An 18,177-nucleotide genomic window follows, 5' to 3' on the forward strand; every position below is an offset into this window, starting at 1 on the left:
ATTTTAACGCAGATGGGAAAGATGATTTAGTCAACGTCTTCAATGATGGGGGTCTAGCCAGTATCGATACTTATATTTGGTAATGATAAGCTTTTATAGCTGTTGCCAGGAAACCCTCTAATATCGTGTCCGGTTAAAGACTTATCATTAAGACGGCAGGGGAGCAGTTCTTGCTGGGGGCAGGGAGAAAGAGGGTTTCCTGGTTTTTGCACAGATGTGGGAATTATAACTAATTAGGCGGACATGATATAAAAACAAAAAACCCGCCGTAGCGGGTTGCACAACAAAACTATGAACAATGAAAACTTGATTTAGCTGGAATACCTCATTTCAGCTTCCAGTTGACGGATTAACTGTTCGTCGCCTTTTGCTCTAGCTATTTCCAAGCGATGCTCTAGGCTTTTTTGAATATTCGCTCTGTGAGTTTCTCGTGATTTGCTCAAACTTTGTAGTCTATTTTGACTCATAGTGATTACCTGCTTTAGTTTTTCAATTTATGTCTTGTATTCCTAACATAACACACATTTTGTAGCTGTTGCTACAGAAAATATATTTTTTATATAATTTGGCTAAAATATGTCTAATAACCAGATAGATCGACAACCCCTTGTGACTTTACTGAGCGATTTCGGCGATCGCGATGTTTATGTCGGCATAATGAAGGGAGTCATAGCCCAAATCAACCCCAGACTGACGGTGGTAGATTTAACCCACCAAATTCCGCCGCAAGACATCAAAGCAGCCAGGTTTAGCCTGATGAATGCTTATGCCCATTTCCCACTTGGGACAGTGCATCTGGCAGTCGTAGATCCAGGTGTAGGAACCAAGCGACGGGCGATCGCAGTAGAATTTGCTCAAGGGTTTTTGGTCGGGCCAGATAATGGTATATTCAGCGGGGTACTGAATCAAAGTCTGGCGATCGCAGCCGTCGAACTTACAAATCTTAATTATTGGCGCACTCCTCAACCAAGCAAGACTTTTCACGGTAGGGATATCTTTGCACCAGTGGCAGCTAATCTTGCTAGTGGTGTCCCCCTCAAACAGCTAGGACAAGAAATCGATTTAGTAAGTTTGGTAAACCTGGATATAGGCGACTGCAAGCAGACAACCACTGGTGTAGTGGGTTGCATTCAATATATTGACCACTTTGGCAACTTAGTGAGTAACATTCCAGCGAGTTACGTGCAAGGTAAAAGTTGGTATGTGCAAGTTGCAGGATTGAGTGTATCAGGCTGTGAAACTTACAGTGAGGTGAAAGTGGGAGAGATAATAGCTTTAGTTGGCAGTCACGGTTGGGTAGAAATTGCCATTAATTGCGGAGATGCTCACTCACAATTACAGATTGATTTACAAGATCCGTTAGAAGTGTTGTTTTTTTAAGACAATCAGACCAGTGAATCTTGCTAAAGTTAAGACAGTGAAAAATTACCAGGCTGCAAAGTGCCTGTTGGTAATTTGTGGTCAAGTCAAAAAAAGGGGAAAATTCTAGATATAAAAAGGAGGATGGGCAACTACACACCACTTAAAAACAAGCATTTTCATTCACCGTAGGCAGTGCCAATTTGACAAAAATTTCCAGAAAGCAACTGCTAAAAGATGTAAGTTTAGGAATGGTGACATGAAGTTGCCTTATTGCTCATAATAATAAAAGTAACCCTTGAGCAATTTCCTGTTGTACTCTACTAGAGAATCATAATTATATTCTTAGCTATGACTACACAAACACTCTCTGCACCAGAAGTTTATCAAGGTCAGTTTGGGGAATTTACAATTACTCAAAGCGATCGCACTGGCGTAATTATCTATCGCGCTGGATTAATGGTAGCAGCACTGAGCTTTGCCATAGGCAGCGCCTTGATTTTACTCAACAATAACCCCACTGTTGTAAGTTTACTGACACCTTTATATGCTTGTTTTAGCATCGCACTTGGTGTAAGTTTATTTACCATCCATATCTACATGGCATCACTGCACCGAGCATTGCAAGTTTTTTGGGCGATTGGTAGTATCGCATCAGTGATTCTGGCGATCGCTAGTAGTGAACCTTTAGCTCTTGCGATTTACAATCAGCCAATTACCTTATTTGGAGTTGGTTTTATCTTTGTAGCTTTAACAGGTATTTATTTTAAAGAGGCTTTTTGCTTCAATCGCCTGGAAACCAAAGTATTAACCCCAATTGTACCGCTACTGTTGTTAGGACATTTGGTAGGAATTTTACCAACTCAGGGAGAAAGCATTTTATTAGGAACTTGGGCAATATTATTTTTAGTGTTTGCCCTGCGAAAGACAGTCCAAGCAATTCCTGCTGATATTGGAGATAAGTCTGTGTTTACTTACTTGAAAGAACAACGTTTAGCTAAGGTTTAATGCGGATAAAAAATCGTCGGTGTCAAAAATTTCCCAAAATCAAACTAATCAAACGCCAAGAAATGTGGACACTTACGGCTCAAGGGTGGGCGATTGCGATCGCTTTGATTGTTTATTTAATATTTTTCATTTTTAGTCATGTACACTCATTTCTGGCCGTAACTTCCCCGATCCAATCAGCAGAAGTATTAGTTGTTGAAGGATGGCTACCAGATTACGCTATAGAAGAAGCTTTGACTGAATTTCAAAACGGTTCTTATCATCAAATAATTACTACCGGAGGTACATTAGGAAAAGGAAGTTATCTTACCGGATACAAGAACTTTGCAGACGTGTCAGCTGACACCTTCATAAAACTCGGTTTAGAAGCAGAAAAAGTAGTAGCCGTTCCGACACCTTTTGTGGTTAAAGATCGTAGTTATGCATCTGCTGCGGAATTTGAGCGTTGGCTATCCAATTCAAATTTAAAGATAGAATCGATTAATCTTTTTTCCTTGGACGTTCATGCCCGTAGGAGTTGGTTTCTTTTTAAAAAAATACTTACCCCTCAAATTAATGTTGGTGTTATTGCTGCGACAACACAAGATTATAATCCAAACAAATGGTGGAACTCTAGCGAAGGCGTGCGGATGGTTATTGATGAAGGTATAGCTTATCTTTATGCACGGTTTTTGAATTGGAAAGCCTAATAGTTATAATTCGTAATTCGTAATGACGCTCGTAGACTCGCTACCGCTACGCTAACGTAATTCGTAATTCCCCAACTTATTTAATAAATCGGGGAGCTATCTAGTGAGCGTTTTATGTTTAATTAACGTGAGTTCGACAAGCCCTTTTTTGCACCTCTCCCCCAACCCCTCTTGGACACCCAGAGGAAAGCAAAAACCGTAATTTTTCGTTGCTCCTCCCTTTCCCCGTGGGAGAGGGAGGTTGTCCGGGAGAGGTTCATCGAACTCACATTAATTAGGTTGACCTACTTACCCAGGATTTGTAATAATGCTTGCCGATAAATTTTCAAACCTTCTGCATTCAGATGGTCGCCATCACTGGTTAAATTTTCTTTAAGAACATTATTTTCATATAATGGTGCTAGTCCGGCTGCGGCAACTGGTACTTTTTCTGTTTCAGCCACTTGATTAATCAGAACATTAATTTGTTCAACTCTCTTAAGTGGGGCTGCTACTGTTGGATCTGAGCTTGCTGCCACTGTCGAATAAAAAGCCGGAATTAGAAAAATCCCTTTAGTTCCCATTGTGCGGATAAGTGCGATCGCTTCTTGGAGATTTTTGCTAAATAACTCATCACTAATTTGATACAAAGCATCATTTCCACCTACGGCAATAATGGCTTTTTCGCATTTCACCTTGGTAGGAATTAAACTTTTCAGTTGTTCTAGTAATGAGATTGTACTCAGACCATTTAACCCAAAATTAAAAGTACCACTCCCAAGGGTATTGCCAAGTCCAGCCGAAATAGAATCGCCAAATAAGCAACCTGAGAACTGTTTATCTTGGGCGGCGAGTATTTGATATTGTAGGGCAACTTTCCCTAAAGGTGAAGAACTTACGTCATCTTTCGGCGGCGCATCAGCAGAACTAGAAGAGGAATTTGCCATACTGACTAGCTTCTGAATTTTTGACACATCAACAACTAATCGATCGCTGGGATAAGCTTGTAGAAAGCTGGCTATCCCTAGACCTTCTGGCGATCTTGCTCCGATGATAATGGCCGATCGTAGTGCTTGTATACTAGCTCGATCGCGACGAGCGATCGCTTGGGATGCAAAAGATAAAATTTGCTTGCCCATTCCTGTGTTTATCAACTTATCTAAAGCCACAATATCAAGCGACATTTTCACCTGAAGGGCTTCTTGAAATTTCTGTTTCTCTTTAGCGCTAAGGTAATCTAGAAAAGACTTCAGATCGGCAGAAACCTTTTGTGTCTTGTCATAGTTGCGTATATCTGCCACCGGGATCGATTGCTCAAACAATCCGTACCTGACGGTAACTTTTTCGGCTGCCAAACTAGGCAACAAACCAAGTCCACTATGCACCAGTAAAAATATTAAGCACCCAGATAGGCTGATTAAAAGACGATAGAAATATTTCATCACAGAAGATAAGAAGATAGATAGTCAATAGTTAATAGTCAAGAGTCAAGAGTCAAAAGTCAAGGGGAATTGGGAAAGAGGTCTTTGTAGAGACGGCGATTTATCGCGTCTCTTGCCTTAACCAAACAGTATCGCCCCTACTCCATCAACAGCCAACCCTAATTTGGGAATACTCAATCCAGTGGCGTGAGGATAGAACGGTGGTAGAAGAAGGTGCATATTGGCTAGCTTGGGCACAAATTTCGGGAATTGGGCCAGTATTACTGCGACGGCTGCAACAGCATTTTGGCACGCTGGCAACAGCTTGGAACGCTACTAAGGTACAGTTAGGAGAAGTAGAGGGTTTTGGTTTTCAGACATTAGAAAAAGTAGTACAACAGCGATCGCGTTTGCACCCAGAACAACTATTTACCAAGCACCAGCAGGAAAATTCTCATTTCTGGACGCCAGCAGATGCAGATTATCCCCGTTTATTGCTAGAAACTCCCAGTCCACCGCCAATTTTGTACTATCGCGGTGAAGTCGAACTCCAAGAAAATCTCGGACAAAAACCAATGGTTGGGATTGTCGGAACCCGCCAACCCTCAGAATATGGTATCCGTTGGACTCGCCAAATTAGTACAGCTTTGGCTAAAAATGGCTTTACAGTCGTTTCTGGTATGGCAGAGGGAATTGACACCGAAAGCCACATCGCCGCCATGAAAGCAGGTGGACGAACGATCGCAGTTTTGGGAACTGGTGTAGATGTCATCTATCCGCATAAAAATCGGGATTTGTACAAGCAAATTTTGACGGCTGGGTTAGTTGTAAGTGAGTACCCAACAAAAACCCCACCCGATCGGACTCACTTTCCCCGTCGCAACCGCATTATTGCAGGCTTAAGCCGCGCCATTCTGGTAATGGAAGCGCCTTTAAAATCTGGTGCCTTAATTACTGCTACCTACGCAAATGAATTTGGTAGAGATGTCTATGCATTACCTGGAAGACTTGACGATTATCCATCCCAAGGATGCTTAAAGTTACTGAGTCAGGGAGCAACTTTCATTCTTAAAGAACTAGACGAACTGTTAACAATGCTAGGAGCAATACCACAAATTGATGCAATTGAAACTTCTACAGCACCACAACAGTTAATGCCAACTTTATCGCCCGAATTGCAAACAGTAATGAATGCGATCGCAAGTGATGCTTTACCCTTCGATTTTATTGTCCAACAAACCGGTATGGCTGCTGGCTCAGTTTCCAGTGCTTTGTTACAGTTGGAACTTATGGGTTTTATTTCGCAACTACCAGGTATGCGGTATCAAAAAAGTTAAGAATTAAAAGATAACAACATTATTTAGATTTATTTTTCGCAATTTAATCATCAGATTTATAACAGTTCGTAGTGTTCGCGTAGCGTCTGGCAGAGAGGACTTTAGTCCTCAAAATAAGGGGTACCGCTTACTACAAACTACAAATCCGATTGTTTTGTGACACTTGCGTAAGTCCTAACAATATAAAAATTTTATTTTTTTATATAAAAAAAATTGCAGAAGTGGGGAAAATAGGAAGGTTGAGTCCACTCTGGGGATAAGGGGCGAGGGTAAAAGTATGGAATTTCCCCTTACCCTTTAACCTTTAACATGCACCCCAACCGGAAAGCAAAAGTTACTTTTACAAGATGTCTACTGTCGATCGCAAAGTAACAAAAAATTACATTGCTAGCCAATATATATAGAATAGAGATGCCTTAATTTCGCGTTTTTGCATTTTACTTGTTTTGGCGATCGCAAAAAAATCCCTTAATTCTTATTATTTGTCGTTACCCACATCTTTTTATCTTTAGCTTAGTTGCTATTGTGCCTCAAAATACAATTCCAAGGCTAATAGTTCAAGTTCTCTTAACTGGACTAAACAACAATTCACCTCAAGTTCGGTTAAACACTTATCCGAACATGATTTAAGTCCACTTGAGTGAACAGTAGCTCTGAGCCACAGAACTTAAGTTTTAGACAAGATATGGTTTAGCATAATACTTTAACTGTCACCAAAATGTGAGTAATGACGAGATTTTCAATTATGGGGATTCTCTTTTTGCTTGTTAAAGCCTAAATTGGTTCAAATGACTACGGGGATTATAAGTACGTATAGCCCGGATTTTTTCATAATATTCCCGCTCTTGTTGGCTGAGGTCTTTTGGTGGAACGATCGCCACTTTCACCAACTGATCGCCGCGTCCACCTTTGGAGAGGGGCCAACCTTTGCCACGTAAACGTAGAGATTGACCAGAACGCACTCCTGCTGGTAGTTTGACATTAACTGAACCATCGGGAGTGGGTACATCAATAGACGCTCCCAGAGTCGCTTCATCTGGTGTGATTGGCACTTCGCATACCAAGTTATCGCCTTCCATTTGGAAGAAGGTGTGCGGCTGAAGTTCGACTTTTAAGTATAAATCTCCCCGTTGTTGAGTCATGGGGTTAATCTGACCTTTGCCCCGCACCCGTAGGCGAGTACCAGTTTTAGCTCCAGATGGGATATTGACATCTATTGTTTCATTACCTAAACTGAAGCGCTTTTTCACACCATTAAATGCTTCAGCAAAAGTTAGAGCGATCGCAGCTTCGCTATCCTGCCCAGTACCCGCACCTCCATCTTGAAACCCAAAATCGTTAAAGCTGCTGCTAAAATGAGTTGAGGTACCTGGAGAAGTGCGGTAAGAGTGACTTCGTGCCTGATTTTGGCGCGCCCCACCACGAGGGGGAGGGCCACCAAAGCGTCCTAGCAACTCATTAATGAACTCATCAAAATTGCCATATTGACTGAAGTCAAAGTTACCCATATCGGGAGCAGCACCACCAGATGGGAAACCTTCACCAGCTTGTTTCCAATATTGACCGAATTGGTCGTACTTTTTGCGTTTATCTGGGTCTGACACAACTTCGTAGGCTTCGCTAACTTCTTTGAAGCGTGCTTCTGCCTGTTTGTTGTTTGGGTTGACATCAGGGTGATATTTGCGGGCTAGTTTACGAAAGGCTTGTTTAATTTCTTCTGAACTGGCAGTCTTGCTGACTCCCAAAATAGCGTAATAGTCCTTGAAGTCGGTTGCAGCCATCTACCAGCCTCCTAATTAGAAATTCCCGTTATGTTTATTTTTGAAAATGAGATATTTAATTTGCCTGGTATAGTGCCAAACAAAAGAATATGATTTTAAATTAACAAAAAATATAGAAAATCAAGTGTGGTTCTCGCTCACCAAGGAATCGCAATTCCCGTACTCCGATTTTTCTGATAAGCGGCTGAGGCTGTCTAATCCTTCTCCTCGACTTGGGGGAGCATCCCGGAGTTGACGGTGCATCCGCAAAATAATTTCTTCTGGAACTTGGCGCGATCGCTTTTTATTCCGTGCTAAACACAGCCAAACTGGTGTATCCACCCAAATTCCCCCAATGTCGGTAAAGCCCAAGTTACGTGCTAAAGCAATGACTTCACGACGATTGCGGCGCTGGGCATTGGTGGCATCAAAAATAGCTGTATTAGTTGTGGAAATAGCTTGCTGAAATTGCCGTTCAATTTCGCGCCAAATCAGTAGCCACGGCCCTTGAACAGCTTGGGAACCGAACAATTTCCCCCGAATGGCATCGGTAGAAATTAGCGCCATTTCAGGGGATTCTGTCAGTAATTGTTTTGCTAAAGTTGACTTCCCGCTACCTGGAAGACCAATCAGTAAAAAAAGTGAGGAGTGAGAAGTTAGAAGTGAGGAATTAAAAGTGATGAGTGAGGAGTAATCAGAATTTTTAGTCATTAACTCATAACTCCTAACTATCAAAATTTTTAGTCATTAACTCATAACTCCTAACTCCTAACTCCTAACTATCAAATGATAGTTCCATCAGGAATTACAGCATTTTTCAGTACGACAACGATGCCACTACGGATGTAGAAACCTTGACTTTCTCGGTCAGCTTCTTGCACGTTATCTTTATTGATGATTTTGACATCGTGACCGATACTGGCATTTTTATCAATGATAGCACCGCGAATAATCGAGTCAGTACCAATACCTACAGGAATGTCACCTTTTTCTACGTTACATTGGCGTTCTACAAAAGCTTGATAAAAATCTGCACCCATGAGTAGGGACTCTTCGATCACACAACCAGATTCAATTCGCGATCGCACTCCCAAAACTGAATGTTGAATGCGGCAATTTTTCAAAATGCAACCTTCGCCAATAATTGATTCTGTGATTTGGCATTCTAAAAGTTTACTTGGAGGTAAGTAGCGAGCGCGGGTATAAATTGGTGCGTGTTCATCGTAGAAACTAAAGGGTGGCTGAGGCTGCTGAGTTAGGGCTAAATTGGCATGATAAAATGCTTCGATTGTTCCAATATCTTCCCAGTAGTCATCAAAAAGGTAAGCTTGAACGTTGTAATCTTTAGAGGCATCAGGAATAATTTCTTTGCCGAAATCAGTCCTTTCTGTACCTTCTCTCAACAACTTGAACAAAACATCTTTTTTAAAGACATAAATCCCCATTGAGGCGATGTAAGGCTGTTGCTGGGCTTGTTCTTTTGATAATCCCAGTACACTTGTATCAACTTGCATTTGGTGTAACGCTTCACCTTTGGGTTTTTCGCTAAAATCGATGACTCTACCAGAATCATCAATTTTCATCAAGCCAAAATCTGAGGCGCGGCGCTCATCAATGGGGATGACTGAGAGAGTAATATCAGCCCCCGTTTCCTTATGACGCTGGATAAACTGGCGATAATCCATGCGGTAGAGGTGATCGCCTGAGAGAATTAGGTATTCTTCCACATCCCATTCTTCCATTAACCACAGGTACTGACGTACAGCATCGGCTGTACCTTGGAACCAGTTGGGGTTTTCTGGTGTTTGTTGTGCAGCGAGAACTTCTACAAACCCTTCATTGAAGCCAGTAAAGTTATAGGTACGGGCGATGTGACGATTCAGGGAAGCTGAGTTGAATTGTGTCAGGACGTAGATTTTGAATATTTCGGAATTTATGCAGTTACTAACAGGGATATCGATTAAGCGATACTTACCCGCCACTGGTACTGCTGGTTTAGCGCGGAGTTTGGTTAGTGGGTAAAGCCGAGTACCCGCGCCACCACCAAGAATGATTGATAATACTTTCTTCACAAAATTTCTCCTGACTGCCTTTCAACTCTCACTCTCAGTTTAGGACTGTCTGCCACCACAGGTAAGGGGGATCGTCTGATTCTTTGGGATGAATTTTACAGAATGCTACTAGTGATGGATAGTGCGGCTGATAAGGAGAAAAAATAGAACATTTGTATTAATTGAGCTAAAAAGTGTAAGAAGTTTCAACTAGACCGCCCTCACGTAGGATTTTATCTCTGTGAGAGACAGCTTGCAAGGCGAAGAGGTAAATCGTCTGTAACAAACCTCGTTATAAAAATAAATCTAAAAAAGTTCTATGTGTAATCCGTAAAATATTGTTTTTATAGTGTATCCACTTACAGTTAGCTAAAAGCCAGCTATTAAGAGAATGTTTGAAAAGTCTAATTTACTACTAGCCTTGGCGACTAGAAGGCGCACGCTAGGTGTTTCAAGTCGGCAAAACCGCCCAACGCACTGGATAGGCTACACAGACACAACCCACATCTGGGGGTTAGAAAACTCTTAATTTTGAATTAGCCCACATTCGCGTAGCGTTCCACAAGAAAAGTGGACTTTGCTTGTGTACTAGGGAATTCTATTTGCCTAATACTTTTCAAACATCCTCTAAGTTAACTTTCTAACTTATTTAAAAACAGGGTAACAGATATATGCCGAACTTTAAAATGGGTTGGTTGCCAGATCGTCCAGATTTTAGAGACTATTGCCTAGAGAATATAATCGAAGACTCTAAGAACAAAGAAAGAATTAAACTCCAAAAAGCAACTTTAGTAAATGATTGCACGTTACAAATAGAGAACAGAACAGTGGTTCAAAAGAACGGGAGGGAAGATAAAAAGCAAACTAGCTTGCTCTTACCCTTCAAAGAAGCAACAGACCAAAGTTCGGCAAGTTTGCAATATCCAATAAATATACATTTACCTTCTCATGTAGATTTGCGGCAATGGTGTTCTCCAATTAAGCAGCAAGGAAACCTTAAGTCTTGCACTGCAATAGCTGGTGTTGCCTTAGTAGAATATTTTCAAAGAAAGATAATGGGCGAAGATATAGATGTCTCCAGCCTCTTTCTCTACAAAGTTGCACGAAAATTGATGCACTTAACTGGAGATACTGGAGCATCGACCCGCTTCACAATGAAAGCAATGGCACTTTTTGGCATACTTCCAGAAGAATATTGGCCTTATGAAATTGAGAATTTCGACGAAGAACCACCTGCTTTTTGCTATGCCTATGCTCAGAATTATCAAGCACTTCAGTATTTTAGGCTTGACTTACCTCAACTTTCAAAAAAACAAGCATTAGTTCAAATCAAAGCTTTTTTAACTGCTGAACTTCCTATTATGTTTGGGTTTACAACTTATAGTTCTATTTTTAATAAGAAAACTGTAAAAACAGGAAAAATTTCTTATCCTACTATAGGCGAAAAGATGTTGGGGGGCCATGCAGTTGTTGCCGTTGGTTATGATGACAATAAAATAATTGAGCATCCCAAAGATAAGTTAATTAAAGACCATAACAAAAGTTTTCCAACTCAAGGAGCTTTCTTAATTAGAAATTGTTGGGGCGAAGATTGGGGTAAAGATGGTTATGGTTGGCTACCCTATGAGTATGTATTACAGGGGTTAGCTACTGACTGGTGGTCATTGCTGAAGAATGAGTGGATTGATGAGAGACAGTTTGGCTTGATAGCTAAGGATGGCGTTCTACTAGGAGGTAAAAGTCAAAAGTCTTCAGATCCACCACCTCAAACTCTTAAGCCTAAATCTGTTGAGCTTACTCCTGTTAATGGGACTTAGACAAAAAATACCAAAAAAATAGCCTCAAATCTATATATAGAAAAACTTTGACATCGCTTTAAGTTAGTTTGTTGATATATCTGGGTTTGGGCTATTTTTGAGCATTTGGTGTATTTCCCTTACCCTGCATAGGTTTGAGGCTTGTTTATCTCTCAAAAATGTTTAAATTCTGTTGACAATTAGAATTATACCTCGCAAAACAAGAAGCCGTAATAAGAATATTTTCATTTTTTGATAATTGAGCACATACCAGATTGGATGAATAACCAATCTGGTATATTTTTATTCGTCCCTAAGTATTCATTTAAGAAATTGCAGCTGTAGTTTAACAATTTTTCTATATCAGGAGTATCATCATTTCTTGCATCAATCTGCCAAAGCCAAAGTCTGACAGTTCCATCATCACTGGAAGATGCTATTGTTTTATCATCATGACTAAATGCTAATTGATTAACCCCATTAGTATGTCCTTTTAGAGTTTCTAGCAGAAATGCTTCTTTATGACTAGGACTTTGTATAGCTCTATCTACATTCCACACTTTAATAGTTTCATGATTCCCACCAGAAGCAAGTTTATGCCCGTCAGAAGAAAAATCTAACCCATAGATTGTATTATCATCGCCTTTATTATTACTATTGAAAGACGTTAATGGTTTGTCAACTCTGATTTTAGGATTCCAAATATTTATCATACCTTTGTTACTAGCAGAAGCAAGTACATTTGCTTGCGAACTGAACCTTACTACTGTTACTATCTCGCCCTGATTCCCAACAATTTCTAATTTATTACTTTTATTAACATTCCAAAGTCTGATTATACCATCACTACCTCCGTAAACAATTTTTGATTTATCATAAGGCTCAAAGTCTAGACTATGAATTTCATATTTTTCACTAGCATTATTATTTCCTTGTTTTTGAAAACAATCTTTTATATTTAGTTCATTTTCTACTTTAGGCTGCTTTTTTTGAACTTCGGTATTACAAATTTTTATAATTCCGTCTTTACCACCAGAGGCAATTAGTTTGTCATCATGACTGAAACTAATATCATAAACAAGCCCTTGATGACCAGAAAAAGTTTTGATGAGTTTGTTTTTATTCGATCCGATATTCCAAAGTTTAACAATTCCATCAATACTTGCAGAAGCAAGTAATTTACCATTATGACTAAATTTCAGACGCCAAAATGCTTGTTTTTGATGTGAAAGATTATATAAAAATTTGCCATTGCTATCCCAAATTTTAATAATTCCGTCAGCACCTCCAGATGCAATTATTTTATTATCAGGACTAAAACTTACACCATAAACTGAACCTTGATGACCTTCTAATCTATTATGTTCTTGCACTTTATAAATTATTGATTGCAGTTGCTTGAGTTCTTCAGTGTGTTTTCCATCTACCTTTTTTAGTTGCTGTAGTGCTTGTACACTTGCCATTAATGCTTCAAGTTGCTTATCGGCATCAAGTAATGTTTGAGACACTTTAATCCATGTATTTGCTTCTCCCATTTTGACTAATTCTGCATTATGCTTTTCGGATTTAACCCACAACCCTGCTGATGCAATTGATATAACTGCTAACACTGCAACCGCCTGGGTTCTTTGCCTTTCAGCTTTAACTTTGGCTTTTTGCTGTTTAACTTTTTCTTCTTCTGCCTTGGCTCTGGCTTCAGCCGCTTCTCGCAATTGGCGTTCTTGTTCTAATTGAGCTTGAATTTCTCTGTCGCGTCTCTCCAAACTTTTATGCAAAAATTCTGATTCCAATGGCGTAAGTCTTGGCTGAGTCTTATTCACCCATTCAGAAATTACAGCCAATTTTGCACCTGTCAATAGTGCTTCATCCGATTTATTAAATCTTTGTTGCCATTCCTGGCAATCTTCCTCTAAAGAACGACTGAGACGAATATTCTCCAGATTTTCAGTAATCCAAGTATTTAATAATTTCCACTCTGATAAAAGTGCTTCATGAGCAACTTCAACCGTCTTTTCATCAGTGATAATCAAACGTTGTTGAGAACCTGCCAGTAATCCTACAACCCGTTGCAATTGTTGTGGAGAATCCGCAACAACTTCTAATCTCTCCCAGCTAGCACGCCGCCGCGTCACTTCTCCAGCTTCACCTAGCTGTACTAATTCCATAAATAAACAACGCGCAAAGGCTTGATCTACAGTTGTTAAACTTTGATACAAAATTGTCGCTCGTTTGTCTAAAGCTCCTTTAACTCCACCAATTTCCTCATAGCCTTCATGAGTTAAAAGTGGTTTTGGCGATTCCGGTTCTTCAATGCAAACTCGCCACAATTCCTTAAGCGCATATTGTAGTATGGGTAATGCACCAGGACGGTTGACTACATCAGCAAAAATTTGCGAAACTAAACCATCCTCAAATGTTACACCATGCAATTTTGCAGGTTTTTCAATTGCTTCTTCTAACTCAGCAAAAGACATCGGTGTAACGATGAATGATGTGGGAGGAATGCTATTAATAAGAGTAATAATTTCTAAATAGTCAGCACATCGATTTAAGAAATCACCGCGAATTGTCAAAATTATCCGCGTTTCTGCCTCAGCCTTTTTTACTTCCTGTGCTATTAAGTGGATAAAAGCTTTGCGTTCCTCATCGTCTTGACAAAGGGTAAATATTTCTTCAAATTGATCGATAAATAATAGATGCGGCTGATTTTGCTGCTGTTGTCGAGCTAAAATATCAACCAATTTACCTAAAGGGTGTTCTCCTGGTGTAAAAGATGCGATCGCCCATTGACTGCTTTCAGGGAGGCGATCGCCTTTTAGTTGCGGTAACAAACCCGCTTTTACCAAAGAAGATTTACCACTACCTGAATAGCCAATTACAGCCAAAAATCGACTCTCTGCTAAACGCAAAATTAGTGTGCGAACTGCTTCATCTCGTCCACAAAAATATTGTGCTTGTTCTGATTCAAAAGCATAAAGTCCCCGATAAGGATTTTCCTGATTGAAAGCAACTTTTTCGCCTGTGGGAATATCTAATTGGGGATAAGTAACCAGAGTAATCGAACGTCCCCAACCCATCCGAATCGGCTCTTGTACGGAACCTTTAAGTTCGTTGCTGACAAAATCAAACAAGCGATCGCCACTAATTCGCCTACTATTACTACTTGCATTTTCTATTGCTAATCCCTTAACAACTGCACCTGTGAAAATACTATATTCTTCACTCTTAATTAGTCCGGCGCGTTCAAAGCCACGACAAGCTGTAATTAAGTAATAATCTTTTTGCGAACTGAAAGCGTTAAGAGTTCTTTCTATTAATTGTCTTTCTAAGAAATAGCCGCTATGACAGCAATCGAGTAGCATTACCAAACTACTCAATTGCGACTCTTGAATTAAATCGTTGAGGCTATCCAGAGGAATACCATATTTTTGTTCAACATTTTCGTTTTCTTTAAATTCAATCTGACAATCTGAACTTGCCAAATATCCCTTTTGTTGCCCTAAATTGTCAGAAATAGTAAAACCGTGTCCGCTAAAATAAATCAGCGCTTCATTATTAGCAGCTTGCTCTAGTAAAAAAGTTCTCAAATCTTGTCCAAGTTGAGCGCCAGTAACTTTTGACGCTGCCATTTCATAGCCGTTTTTATCTTTATTCCAGCGCTGAGGTAGTCTTTGCACAGACTGGAAATCACCATACTGCTCTAAGAGTTGCGCTACAGCTTCAGCATCATCTGTAGTCTTTGACAAACGCGATAATGATGGGCTGAGATACTCGGCGATGCCAATAACAAGCGCGTACCGTGCCATTTAACACACCTTGGGTTGGTAAATGCGGGATAATCTTGACAGACACAATGATGGCTGTGTTGCTAACAACAACACCATCTGTTATTTTTCTGCAAGCAAGCTGAAATTTATTCAGATACGTTACAAAACTTTAATCGAGGTAGCTTATGTCAGAAGTACAGCAAATATTTTTCCAAGCAGATGGAGAGATTGAGCAGATTGAGATTAACGTCACAGCCACCGAAATAACTTCGGAAATTGAGGAGGACGATGATGGCATAGAATACAAAGATGTACGAACAGATGCGATCGCTCGGATGCAACAAGCTCGGCAAATGATTCGCTCTTATACTATCTATGCTCTGAGTGCTTTTAAAGACTTTAATACTGCGGATATTGAGGAGGTAAGTCTTAAATTTGGCATTAAGCTGGGTGGGAAGGCTGGTATTCCTTATATTACCGAAGGCTCTGCTGAAAGTAATCTGGAAATTCAAGTGAAGTGTAAGTTTCCAGAAAAACCAAAACCTGATTCACAGTAATAGCAAAAAATTATCTACACATCATAAGGGTAAGCAATGCCGATTAAACGCCCAACTTCGGTGTATTTATTCTCCTATTAACCAAACCTAATTGCTGCGATCGCTTCAAATACTTCACCCAAGGTTGCTCTGACAACTGGGAAATGGCATTTGGTGAAAGTGTTGCTGTGAAAATATCTTTGCCACTGCTAACACCATTGACACCAAAGCTTTCTAAAATAGCAGTTGCAGCAGAGTTTAAAATTGGTTCAGTATGGATAAAAACTGCCAAACTAGTTTCTTCTGAATCTTTAACATCATTTAGCACTGTCGCAAGAGCGGCATCTAGTTTCTGATAATTCACCAGCAACTCCTTGGTAAACAGGGTAGGCAATAATTGTCTACCCTAACTTATCAAATTTATAGGTTGTTGTTACCTACCCTTGTACAGAAATAATATCCATCAGTCTCAGTCTAATTACAGATTCAAAGCGTTAATTACTCCATAACCCCATTTATCATCAAATGTGCCTGCGGGTTTGCCGGGAATGGCACTATTTTTACGTAGTAAGTCTTTCACAGCAACCGGATCGAGTCTAGGATCTCGCTGCAACAGCAGTGCTACTAACCCACTTACAAACGGTGTCGCCATACTCGTACCAGCCTGCACCACAAACTTGGAATTAATCATCGATGAGCGGTCAAAATTTGCATCGGCGGAAAGCGTCGAAACAATCATTGCTCCTGGTGCTGCTACATCGGGCTTCTGTCCATCATTGCGTAGAGGGCCTTCACTACTGAATTCCGAAATAGTGTCCAATTCTAAGCCCATTTCTCGCACTTGGCCATCAATATCTGTGTACTTGGTTTTAGTAGTATAGGCGGCAACTGTAATTGCACTGCTGGCGGCTCCCGGCGAACCAATTTTTAAAGCATCTTTCACACTTTTACCTGTGAAAAACACTGATGAACTATCATCTAGTGTCCACACATTTAAACATGTGTCAGTTGAAGAAGTGTTGCGGACTCGCAGCTGCCAAACACCTCCCATGACTTGCGAGGGGTCAATACCGCGTATTTGCACAAAGAAATTATGGTCGCCGTTGGCTTGGTCTGGTGCTGGTGTCGCTAATTGCACCCGTGCATCTGGTAACTGGTAATCTTGGGCGGCATTACCTTCAGTAATGATTTTTTGGAAGGGAGTAACAAAACCGTTAGGACTCCGCACAGATACTTCCAATTCGCTGTCTTTGGCATACCAAGCGTTTAACCAAACTATGCCTACTTGATTCAAAGGAACATTGAAGCGCATACCACGAGTGCGTCCACTGGGTATGATTGCTTGTCCATGAATGTTATCGTTTCCTTCGTTACCCGCAGCACAACAAACAATTCTTCCAGGCCCAGTTTCGGCATCGATAACTTTAGATAAGGAATCGCTACCATCATGAGCATCAGCGTGTCCGCCCAAGCTGAGATTCACCACTGCTGGGCGTCCCAACTCCCTAGCAACTCGGAAAATATAACGCACACCATCTGCAATGTGGGCATCCTGTAAGTCTGACCTGACAACAACTAATTCCGCTTCTGGTGCGACACCGCCATAACTAGCATCAGCACCGGCGGCAATGCCAGCAACGTGAGTACCATGACCGCCAGTATCCTGAGAAACTGTTAGTTGCGCTCCCGTAAATTCAGCCCCATAGCCGCCCTCTGTGACTCCTGGCCCTGGTAGTGTTTGATCCCAAATGTGTAAAATTCGTCCAGCAAAGGCGGGGTGTTTCGGATCGATGCCACTGTCTATAATGCCGATGATTACTCCTTTACCAGTCAATCCGGTTTGATTCTTAAATTCCGGCAGTTTGACTGTTCCCATTGCAGTGTCCATCCTCAAATGAAGTTTGCGTGATGGCTTAATCCGCACAATCACATCTTCTTCAGATAAGACATCTAAACTATCTATGGGTAAGAAAGCCGTCCGCACACTCCCGGAGTTTTGATTGACTTCAATATTATATTGTGATAGATAACTTAAGTCTGCATCAGGGTCGCAGTAGATAAAAACGACGCTCTTAGTAGGCTTAACCGGGCTTTTGTGGGCAATGATGCCAAGCGATCGCTTGTGTGTAACTAAAGCTCGATCTCCTTCATTTTGATAGTCTTGATATGCCAAAAGTAGCCCAGGGGAAAGTTTTTCGTGTCTCATTGTTACCTCAAACTCAATTTATTTGCTGTCAACTAAGTAGTGATTTTAGTAGGATAAGTCGCTCTCACATTAATGCAGTCTATGTATTTTTTTAGCCTTGATTATTTGATGCGACTATAGTTATCTATTTTTTTATAGATAACATCAAATAAGCTTAGGAAATGGTAAGTTCTTCCTAAGACAATTGCTAATTCATAACTCATATTTTTGAATTCTGTCTCCCCGATCGTAATTTTCTGTGGCTCGTGATACATTTTTGAGCAGCCGC

At 40.5% G+C, this 18,177-nt stretch carries 14 protein-coding genes; 6 read left to right on the forward strand and 8 right to left on the reverse strand.

From position 1 onward, the window contains the following. Positions 1 to 311 precede the first annotated feature (311 nt). On the reverse strand, positions 312 to 467 hold the full coding sequence (locus RMZ95_RS15715) for a hypothetical protein (RefSeq protein ID WP_322667452.1): 156 nt from the start codon (positions 465 to 467) through the stop codon (positions 312 to 314). Positions 468 to 576: 109 nt separating this feature from the next. On the opposite strand from RMZ95_RS15715, the gene RMZ95_RS15720 reads away from it, so the two are divergent. The 3 genes from RMZ95_RS15720 to RMZ95_RS15730 all read left to right on the forward strand — a co-directional run bounded on the left by RMZ95_RS15720 (position 577) and on the right by RMZ95_RS15730 (position 3,056). Continuing rightward, on the forward strand, positions 577 to 1,380 hold the full coding sequence (locus RMZ95_RS15720; protein ID WP_322683704.1) for an SAM-dependent chlorinase/fluorinase: 804 nt from the start codon (positions 577 to 579) through the stop codon (positions 1,378 to 1,380). 330 nt (positions 1,381 to 1,710) lie between these two features. Beyond that, on the forward strand, positions 1,711 to 2,367 hold the full coding sequence (locus RMZ95_RS15725) for a DUF2301 domain-containing membrane protein (protein ID WP_322673770.1): 657 nt from the start codon (positions 1,711 to 1,713) through the stop codon (positions 2,365 to 2,367). Continuing rightward, positions 2,367 to 3,056, forward strand: coding sequence for an ElyC/SanA/YdcF family protein (locus RMZ95_RS15730; RefSeq protein WP_322673771.1), 690 nt, complete (start codon positions 2,367 to 2,369; stop codon positions 3,054 to 3,056). Before RMZ95_RS15725 ends, RMZ95_RS15730 begins: the two co-directional genes overlap by 1 nt. A gap of 284 nt (positions 3,057 to 3,340) precedes the next feature. Here the strand turns inward: RMZ95_RS15730 and RMZ95_RS15735 are convergent, their stop codons facing one another. Continuing rightward, positions 3,341 to 4,477, reverse strand: coding sequence for an alpha/beta hydrolase (locus RMZ95_RS15735; protein ID WP_322683705.1), 1,137 nt, complete (start codon positions 4,475 to 4,477; stop codon positions 3,341 to 3,343). 200 nt (positions 4,478 to 4,677) lie between these two features. On the opposite strand from RMZ95_RS15735, the gene dprA reads away from it, so the two are divergent. Next, positions 4,678 to 5,793, forward strand: coding sequence for a DNA-processing protein DprA (dprA, locus tag RMZ95_RS15740; protein WP_322683706.1), 1,116 nt, complete (start codon positions 4,678 to 4,680; stop codon positions 5,791 to 5,793). Positions 5,794 to 6,560: 767 nt separating this feature from the next. On the opposite strand, the gene RMZ95_RS15745 is transcribed toward dprA, so the two are convergent. The 3 genes from RMZ95_RS15745 to RMZ95_RS15755 all read right to left on the reverse strand — a co-directional run bounded on the left by RMZ95_RS15745 (position 6,561) and on the right by RMZ95_RS15755 (position 9,625). Continuing rightward, positions 6,561 to 7,574 (reverse strand): DnaJ C-terminal domain-containing protein, encoded by a 1,014-nt coding sequence (locus RMZ95_RS15745; protein ID WP_322683707.1) that lies wholly within the window; start codon positions 7,572 to 7,574, stop codon positions 6,561 to 6,563. Positions 7,575 to 7,694: 120 nt separating this feature from the next. Continuing rightward, positions 7,695 to 8,264 (reverse strand): AAA family ATPase, encoded by a 570-nt coding sequence (locus RMZ95_RS15750; RefSeq protein WP_322673775.1) that lies wholly within the window; start codon positions 8,262 to 8,264, stop codon positions 7,695 to 7,697. 71 nt (positions 8,265 to 8,335) lie between these two features. Beyond that, complete coding sequence (locus tag RMZ95_RS15755) at positions 8,336 to 9,625, reverse strand: glucose-1-phosphate adenylyltransferase (RefSeq protein ID WP_322683708.1); 1,290 nt, start codon at positions 9,623 to 9,625, stop codon at positions 8,336 to 8,338. 650 nt (positions 9,626 to 10,275) lie between these two features. Here RMZ95_RS15755 and RMZ95_RS15760 point away from each other — a divergent pair. Next, entirely contained in the window at positions 10,276 to 11,421 is a 1,146-nt protein-coding gene (locus tag RMZ95_RS15760) for a C1 family peptidase (protein WP_322683709.1), read from the forward strand. A gap of 224 nt (positions 11,422 to 11,645) precedes the next feature. On the opposite strand, the gene RMZ95_RS15765 is transcribed toward RMZ95_RS15760, so the two are convergent. Beyond that, complete coding sequence (locus RMZ95_RS15765) at positions 11,646 to 15,206, reverse strand: caspase family protein (RefSeq protein ID WP_322683710.1); 3,561 nt, start codon at positions 15,204 to 15,206, stop codon at positions 11,646 to 11,648. A 146-nt stretch (positions 15,207 to 15,352) separates the two neighbouring features. Here RMZ95_RS15765 and RMZ95_RS15770 point away from each other — a divergent pair, with 146 nt between their 5' ends. After that, positions 15,353 to 15,724: a CU044_2847 family protein gene (locus RMZ95_RS15770; protein WP_322673779.1), complete on the forward strand. Its 372-nt coding sequence runs from the start codon at positions 15,353 to 15,355 to the stop codon at positions 15,722 to 15,724. Between the two features lie 43 nt (positions 15,725 to 15,767). Here the strand turns inward: RMZ95_RS15770 and RMZ95_RS15775 are convergent, their stop codons facing one another. Then, positions 15,768 to 16,067 carry a hypothetical protein gene (locus RMZ95_RS15775; protein WP_322673780.1) on the reverse strand — a complete coding sequence of 100 codons (300 nt, stop codon included), beginning with the start codon at positions 16,065 to 16,067 and terminating at the stop codon, positions 15,768 to 15,770. 114 nt (positions 16,068 to 16,181) lie between these two features. After that, on the reverse strand, positions 16,182 to 17,909 hold the full coding sequence (locus tag RMZ95_RS15780) for a S8 family peptidase (RefSeq protein ID WP_322683711.1): 1,728 nt from the start codon (positions 17,907 to 17,909) through the stop codon (positions 16,182 to 16,184). Positions 17,910 to 18,177 lie beyond the last annotated feature (268 nt).

The organism is Nostoc sp. DedQUE07 (assembly GCF_034530975.2).
Taxonomy (GTDB): domain Bacteria; phylum Cyanobacteriota; class Cyanobacteriia; order Cyanobacteriales; family Nostocaceae; genus Nostoc.